The 7,179-nt window shown below is 65.0% G+C and carries 4 protein-coding genes and 3 pseudogenes; 2 read left to right on the top strand and 5 right to left on the bottom strand.

The genetic code is table 11. The features are described 5' to 3' along the window. Together Sco07f_RS41325 and Sco07f_RS39545 are read right to left on the bottom strand one after the other, a co-directional pair. A pseudogene (locus tag Sco07f_RS41325) lies at window positions 1-657 on the bottom strand (helix-turn-helix domain-containing protein); the annotation flags it as partial. 753 nt (window positions 658-1,410) lie between these two features. Beyond that, on the bottom strand, window positions 1,411-2,787 hold the full coding sequence (locus Sco07f_RS39545; RefSeq protein WP_108990802.1) for an IS1380 family transposase: 1,377 nt from the start codon (window positions 2,785-2,787) through the stop codon (window positions 1,411-1,413). A 332-nt stretch (window positions 2,788-3,119) separates the two neighbouring features. Between Sco07f_RS39545 and Sco07f_RS39540 the strand changes: the two genes are divergently transcribed. Beyond that, entirely contained in the window at window positions 3,120-4,106 is a 987-nt protein-coding gene (locus Sco07f_RS39540; RefSeq protein ID WP_108990801.1) for a helix-turn-helix domain-containing protein, read from the top strand. Window positions 4,107-4,142: 36 nt separating this feature from the next. Here the strand turns inward: Sco07f_RS39540 and Sco07f_RS39535 are convergent. The 3 genes and pseudogenes from Sco07f_RS39535 to Sco07f_RS39520 form a co-directional block, all read right to left on the bottom strand. Continuing rightward, window positions 4,143-4,391: pseudogene (locus Sco07f_RS39535) on the bottom strand (transposase family protein); the annotation flags it as partial. A gap of 17 nt (window positions 4,392-4,408) precedes the next feature. After that, window positions 4,409-5,542, bottom strand: coding sequence for an IS630 family transposase (locus Sco07f_RS39530; RefSeq protein WP_174855489.1), 1,134 nt, complete (start codon window positions 5,540-5,542; stop codon window positions 4,409-4,411). A 36-nt stretch (window positions 5,543-5,578) separates the two neighbouring features. Next, complete coding sequence (locus tag Sco07f_RS39520; protein ID WP_108990800.1) at window positions 5,579-5,911, bottom strand: glyoxalase superfamily protein; 333 nt, start codon at window positions 5,909-5,911, stop codon at window positions 5,579-5,581. A 136-nt stretch (window positions 5,912-6,047) separates the two neighbouring features. Here Sco07f_RS39520 and Sco07f_RS39515 point away from each other — a divergent pair. Beyond that, window positions 6,048-7,138, top strand: a pseudogene (locus tag Sco07f_RS39515) (IS630 family transposase). Window positions 7,139-7,179 lie beyond the last annotated feature (41 nt).

Here is a 7,179-nt window from a genome sequence, read left to right as displayed (position 1 = left end):
GCAGCCGTGGAAGTACCGCACCCCGTGTGTGCGGTGGTAGGTCGCGGGATGGCACTCGGGGCGACCGGCTCCGGCGGTGGGGCGGATGCCGAGCGGCCCGAACTCGTCGAACGCGAACACGCTGTCCGGGGAGCGTTTCCAGCACCTCCTCGATGCGGTCCAGCTTGGCGTCACGCTCGGGGTCGGACAACTCCTCTCAGGTCTTGGTGCGCTGGAAGGTGACGCCGCGGCGGGCGAGCAGGCACCGTAATGCCTCGCGGCCGACGGGATCACACGGCCGTGCACTTTCCGCAGGTAGGCAGCGAGTTTACCGAGGACCAGCGAGTGAAGGGCTGGCCGAGCTTGGTCGGGCGGGTGGTGGCCGTGTGGACGACGAAGTCCTCATCGTCAGAACTGGGCAGGCAGGGACGGCCTCCCGTCCATGGAGGGTCCGTTCAGGCCAGGCCGATCTCGTTGAACCGGCGGATCACGTCGCGGACGGAGTCCTCGTCGGCCTGGACCAGCTGGCGATCACCGGGACCCTGTCCCCGCCGGGCGAGCCAGCAGCATCATCGCGCGCCGGTATCGCACCGAGCTGGTGCTGCCCCGGCGCACGATCTGCTGCAGCTTCCGCCCCTCCTCGTCGGTCAACCTGCGCACACGGACAGGCTCAGCCACCACACCCCCAACGGTCGGCTCGGACATCTCCGGACATCCAACCGTTGGAACCGCCGATCCGGCGAAACTTCCTGGTCAGAGCACTAGGCGTTACGGAGGACCGCGGTGCATCTCTCGAAGGCGCATCGTCTCGGAAGAAATCTACCGACTCGTGAGGGTCTGGTGCAGGTTCGGGTAACACGTCAGGTGCGGTCACGCGGCTTGGAGGTCCAAGGGCAGACGTGGTCATGACGGGCTCGAATTTGATGGAGGTCAGTCCCCCACGTGAAGCCCATCGAAGGCGTCGCGGGAAGTTCCCTCGATTCAGGTCACGATCTTGATCCTGAGTCTTCCGCGGATAGCACAGACACGGCAGCCGAGAACGGCCTTCTGCAGCAGGCTGAAGAAGGACTCCATGGCACGTTGTCACCGGAAACTCCGAGCCCTCTTGCATACCCAGAGCGCCCCGACAGGAACACGTCACCCGGACCGAAGTCCCTGAATCTACACACCCCGGCACGGCAGCGGGCCGCGCCAGCAGAATCTCTGCTGTGAACGAGCAGAAGAAGAGCCTGCCAGCAAGCTGGCGAGTTCTCATGCGACGCAGGGGCTAGCCTCGATCTTGCATGACGGTCCGCCGACGGAGTCGGTGGACCGTTTTCGTGCTGTGGGCTGAGGTTGGCCATGCTGAGGTCCCGAGTGTCGTCTCGGGTGGACGCCGGGTTCCACTTCTCCGGCTGGGGGTTCTCTCGTCGGGGCGGGTGAATCCGCTGGTCATCCGGGGTTCGGCAGGAGTGCGAGCCGTTCGATGGCTGCGGTGATGTGACTGGTCCAGGGCCAGTGCCCGGCCAGGCGGAGGATTCGCCGACGGCCGGTGGTGACGAGTTGTCCGGCCGCGCTGAACAAGCGGAGCCGCAGGCGGCGGGGTTCCCAGAGACGGGCCTTGCCCGTCAGGGCGAGCATCGGCATCCAGGCCAGCAGGTCGAGAGCGATCTGCACGATCTCCAGCCAGATCCGGTCCTGGGCCGTGCGGTGCAGGGGCAAGTTGCGCAGGCCGGTGGCACGGGCGGCGCGGATGCGGTCCTCGGCCCGGGCCCGCAGCCGGTGACGCAGTTCGAGTTCGGCGATCGGCCGGCCCGAGGTGTTGGTCGCGAAACACGTCAGCCGCATGCCGTCCGCATCCGTGAGCCGCAACTGTGCCCCGGGATGCGGCCGTTCCTTCCTGACGATCAGCCGCATCCCCTTCGGCCAGCCGTTCAGGACTGCGCCGGTGAGCTCGGCGACCCAGGCCCCCTCGCGGATCTCGCCGCCGGTCTCGACGGCCGGCGTCCAGGCCGATGCCGGAACCTGCAACACATGCTGGTGGACCTGCTCGGTGACCGTCATGCCGACCGAGTAGGACAGCCACCGCCCCCGCCGGGCGAGCCAGGCGACGAAGTCGTGGGTCCCGCCCGCCGAATCGGTGCGGATCAGGGTCCGGCGCCCGCGCCGGTACTTTTTCGGCAACTGCGCCAGGGCCAGCTGGGTGGCGGTGATGTGGTCGGTGGCCGTGTTCGATCCCGCGTTGCCCGCTCTGAGCAGGGCCGCGACCGGTTCACCCGTGCCGCCCGGTCCATGGTCGACGAATCCCATCAGCGGGTGGTGGCCGTAGCTTCGCTTCCACGTGGGTGCGGCGTCCTCCTTGTCCGAGTGCGCGATCACCAGCACCCCGTCGACGTCCACGGTCACCGTCCCGCCCGCGTCAGGCGCTTGGCGGCCGGCCAACCGCCAGACGCCCTGGCGGACTTCAGCTCGCGCGGTACTAACGGCCCGCAGGGCCTTCTCCCCGGCGGCGGCGAGAGTGTCGATGAGGCGGGAGACCGTCGGGTCGGAGGCGATCGGCCCGAACACGGCCGGCTCGGCCCGCAGCATGGCGACGTCCGCGAGGCAGTCCCCGCCCAGCGCGACCGCCAGGGCCACATCCAGCAGGATCTTGCCCGGATCGTGCACCGCCCGAGCCTTCCGCCACGGCGTCAGCGCCGCTGATATCGCGGTGTCCAAGCCGGCCTTGCGGACGGTCTCGACCAGCAACACGCCCCCGGCCTGCGAGACCACCGTCCGGCCGCCGCCCTCGATACGGACACGCGGGTAGGACCCGCTACGCTTCTTCACCTGGAGAGTGCTTCTTTCCGTGCAGCTGACAGGACCCTCGACAAGTCCCATCGTTGCAGTTCAGGAGCACTCTCTGCTTATTTGATCAACCATCGGACACCCCACCTGGCGAAAGCGCGAGGCTAGCCTCAGCACACTCATGCGCTCGCCAGACAAGTTGACTGAATCCTACCGTACGCACGTCTGATCGACCTGTTCCGCAAGCTGGGGAGATCAGTCAAAATAGTGATTCCTGTGAAGGAGTTGAACCGTGCTGAAGACCCGAAGAAGGAGGGAGAACGGTCCGAGGCCGCCGACAGAACGTCCGTCCGACTGCAAAAAGGGTAGATACAATGATTGGAACCGTACTTAAAAGCACAGACGTGTCTGCGCCAGATAGATTCAGCTACTGGCAGGAATGTATCGGCAGGACACGCGCTTGCGAAATAACCAGTGACCACACCGACAATTTTCAAGCGGAGATGCGTCTGATGGAACTAGGACCAGTCACCGTTTGGCCTACATCTTTCCAACCGGCACGCTACCGACGCACTTGCAAAATACCAGCTCACTCAAGCCCAGAAACGTACCACCTAACTCTTCTACTCGATGGGCACCTAACTCTCGACCTCGCTGGCCAAACTCACACGTTCGGAGCACGTGATCTATTTCTTATCGACAACTTCCAGCAGTACGATCTCCAGTCACTTAAAGATGGACAGCGCCACATCATCAAAGGAGTGGGGGTCGACTTCCCTAAAGAACTGCTACCGCTTCCACCGCACCGGCTACACAGAATTTTCGGGCAACCATTATCAGGTCGAGACGGAATGGGCGCGGTGGTCGCAGAGTTTCTTATGAGCTTAGAGCGGCAGGCTGAGACGATCGAAGAGTCTAACGCACCTCACCTCGGCACAATCCTGCTCGATCTGCTTTCTTCGTGGTTGACCCAGGCATTGGAATTCAAAGCTAATGTACCCAAAAAGACGCGCCAGCAAGCCATGATGAAAAGCATCCGACTCTTCATAAGACAGAACTTACCCAACCCCGACTTGTCGCCCCCAATAATCGCCGCCGCTCACCACATATCCCTGAGTTATCTGCATCGTATCTTTGAGCAGCAGGGGCGCAATGAAACAGTCGCAGCCTACATCCGTAGCATGCGGATGGAAAATGCTCGCCGCGATTTAAAGAACCCCCTCTTGCGGGCCACCCCGATTTACGAAATCGCTTTCCGTTGGGGGTTTTGTCACGCCTCCGACTTCACCCGAACCTTCCGCTCCTTTTATGGCAAGTCACCCAAGGAGTATCGATCTCAGAAATTATCAGAAAACACGTAGCTATGCAATGGCCTTGGGTACGCCGTGCAGTCACTGAAACCTTCTTCGTCCTGACATCCTGAGCCGGGCATGGTCGCGGCTGAACTGCTGGTAATGCTCGGGTTCTTCGCTGTGGTGGTAGCACGGGGTGCAGAAGGTGGCGCCGACGCCTTGGTAGGCACGGTCCGCGAGCACGAGGATCTGCCGGGTCAGGCAGGCCTGGACGATGCCATGAGCGCGCACCGCCGTCAGGTCGTGGGGGCGTCCCAGTGTCGCGCGGGAGAACCACGGCAGGGTGTCGTCCGGAGCGACCTAGTGCCGCATCAGGCAACGTTGGCCCTGTCGACCACGGCTCGTAGCCGTTGATCGTCGGCGTGACGGTTTCGCCAGATGATGTAGCGGCGGATCATGCTGCCCTGTTCCTTGTGGCTGGCGTGGTCGGTGCCGTCGAGTGTGAAGTAGCGCAGGGCGGTGAACTGGGCCTCGATGCGGTTCAGCCACGAGCTGTTCGTAGGCGTGTAGGCGAACTCGACGTTGTTGGCTGCGGCCCAGTCGCCGACCCGGCTGTCCTTCTTCGTGGTCAGGTGCGGGGAGAAGTTGTCGAGCACGATCGCGATGCGGATCTCCGGCGGGTAGAGGCTGCGCAGGTAGCGGCAGAACTCCAGGAACCTCGTCCGGTTCTTCTTCGGCTTGATGTGGCCGTAGAGCTTGTCCTTGCCGAGGTCGTAGGCGGCGAACAGGTGTCTGACCCCGTGCGGACGGGTGTAGGTCGCCCGCCGTCGGGGCCTGGGCTCCCGGGTGGGGTCCTTGTGCCGTCCGCCGCGCTCGGCCCACTGCCGCCCGGGGTGGGGCTGGAGATTGAGCGGACCGAATTCGTCCAGGCATAAGACGACTTCGGGCTCGCCGTCCTCGGGTATGACCTCGCCGTCGGCGATGGCGTAGAGGTGCTCGACGCGGGCTTTCTTGGCGGCGTAGTCGGGATCGCGGGAGATCTTCCAGGTCTTTATGCGTTGAAAGGAGACGCCCTCCTCGCGGAGCAGGACCCGAAGGCCCTCGTGGCTGATGTCGTCGACCACCCCCTCGGCGACCAGGAAGTCGGCCAGCTTGGCCAGGCTCCAGGTCGAGAACGGCAGACCGTGCTCGGCCGGCCTGGACTTGGCGATCTTCTTGATCTCGCGCCGCTCGGGCAGGGTGAATGTCCTGGGCCGACCGCCTTTGTACTTCGGGTAAAGGGAGTCGAAGCCGTCGGCGTTGAAGTTGTGGATCACATCCCGGACCCGGTCCGCGCTGGTGAACGTCACCTCGGCAATTTTCGCCACGGGCATGCCCTGCGCGGACAGCAACGCCATCTGCGCCCGCCGCCACGTCACCACCGAGCCGCTGCCCCGGCGGATGATCCGCAGCAGGCGCTGCCCCTCGTCGTCATCGAGCTCGCGGACGTGTACTCGCTCAGCCACCAGCACAGCTTCCCTGCCGCGCGCTGCCGGCGAGCGTCATTCCGTCGGCGTGCCGATTCGAAGCCGGTTGCCGTCAGGGTCGCGCAGCTCAATCTCACGTGCCCACGGAGCGTCCTTCGCCTGCACACCGAACTCGGAAGCGATGGCCTCGACATCACGAATGCGGAGGTAGACCAACGTGTCGGGGCGGGCGTCGCCCGTGTGCTCGGACAAGAACAACCGCACCCCGCCCCGGGCGACCTCGACGAACGCGGGAAATCCCGGTTCGAAGCGGTGTTCCCACTGCTTGGTGAAGCCCAGTCGCTCGTACCACGCGACCGCCGCCGCAGCGTCCTCGACGCGAAGAATGGGAATGACTTCCTCGTCCATGGAGCCATCGTCGCAGACCGCCCAGGGCGAACGTTGCCTGATGCGGCACTAGTGCTGTGACCGGGAATGTTCGCGGGGTTGGTGTTTAGGGCGGTTGGATGGGCGGTCACGCTCCTTTCGATCGCTGGAGGTGCGAGTGGCTGAGCCTGTCCGTGTGCGCCGACTCACCGACCAGGAAGGACAGGAGCTGCAGCAGATCGTGCGCCGGGGCAGTACCAGCTCGGTGCGCTACCGACGCGCGATGATGCTGCTGGCCTCGGCCGGCGGGAACCGGGTCCCGGTGATCGCGCAGCTGGTCCAGGCCGACGAGGACACGGTGCGGGAGGTGATCCACCGATTCAACAAGATCGGCCTGGCCTGCCTGGACCCTCAATGGGTGGGAGGCCGTCCCCGCCTGCTGAGCAATGACGATGAAGACTTCATCATCCAGACGGCCACCACCCGCCCGACCAAGCTCAGCCAGCCCTTCACCCGCTGGTCGATCCGTAAACTCGCCGCCTACCTGCGGCGCGTGCACGGACGCGTGATCCGCATCGGCCGGGAAGCGTTACGGTGCCTGCTCCGCCGCCGCGGGATCACCTTCCAGCGCACCAAGACCTGGAAAGAGTCGCCCGATCCCGAGCGCGACGCCGAACTCGACCGCATCGAGCACGTGCTGGAGCACTTCCCAGACCGGGTCTTCGCCTTCGACTAGTTCGGGCCCCTGGGCATCCGGCCCACCACAGGCTCCTGCTGGGCGAAGCGGGGCAAGCCCGGCCGCCTCCCGGCGGCCTACCGCCGCACCCACGGCGTCACCTACTTCCACGGCTGCTACTCCGTCGGCAACGACCGGCTGTGGGGCGCCAACCGCCGCCGCAAGGGCACCGCCAACACCCTGGCCGCGCTGAAGTCGATCCGGGCCGCCCGGCCCGACGGCGCCCCGATCTACATCATCCTGGACAACCTCTCCCCCATACCGGTGCGGACATCCGCCACTGGGCGAAGAAGAACAAGGTCGAACTGTGCTTCACCCCAACCTACGCCTCCTGGGCCAACCCGATCGAGGCCCACTTCGGCCCGCTGCGGCAGTTCACCTTGGCCAACTCGAACCATCGCAGCCACCCCGCGCAGACCCGGGCCCTGCACCGATATCTGCGCTGGCGCAACACCAATGCCCGCCATCCCGACGTCCTTGCAGCCCAGCGCAGAGAATGCGCCCGCGTCCGCAGCGAGAAGGGCATCCGCTGAGGCGGACGCCCCCTCGCACCCGCAGTCTGAACACCGCCTAA

Origin of the sequence: Streptomyces coelicoflavus (genome assembly GCF_003112555.1) — a bacterium.
In the GTDB taxonomy this organism is placed as follows: domain Bacteria; phylum Actinomycetota; class Actinomycetes; order Streptomycetales; family Streptomycetaceae; genus Streptomyces; species Streptomyces coelicoflavus.
The sequence above is the reverse complement of the archived record's forward strand: the minus strand, read 5'-3'. Positions and strand labels throughout refer to the sequence as shown.

Excerpts from the sequence above, each read along its gene's own strand:
- Sco07f_RS39540 (WP_108990801.1), top strand. The coding sequence starts at position 3,120 with ATGATTGGAACCGTACTTAAAAGCACAGACGTGTCTGCGCCAGATAGA.
- Sco07f_RS39520 (WP_108990800.1), bottom strand. The coding sequence starts at position 5,911 with ATGGACGAGGAAGTCATTCCCATTCTTCGCGTCGAGGACGCTGCGGCG.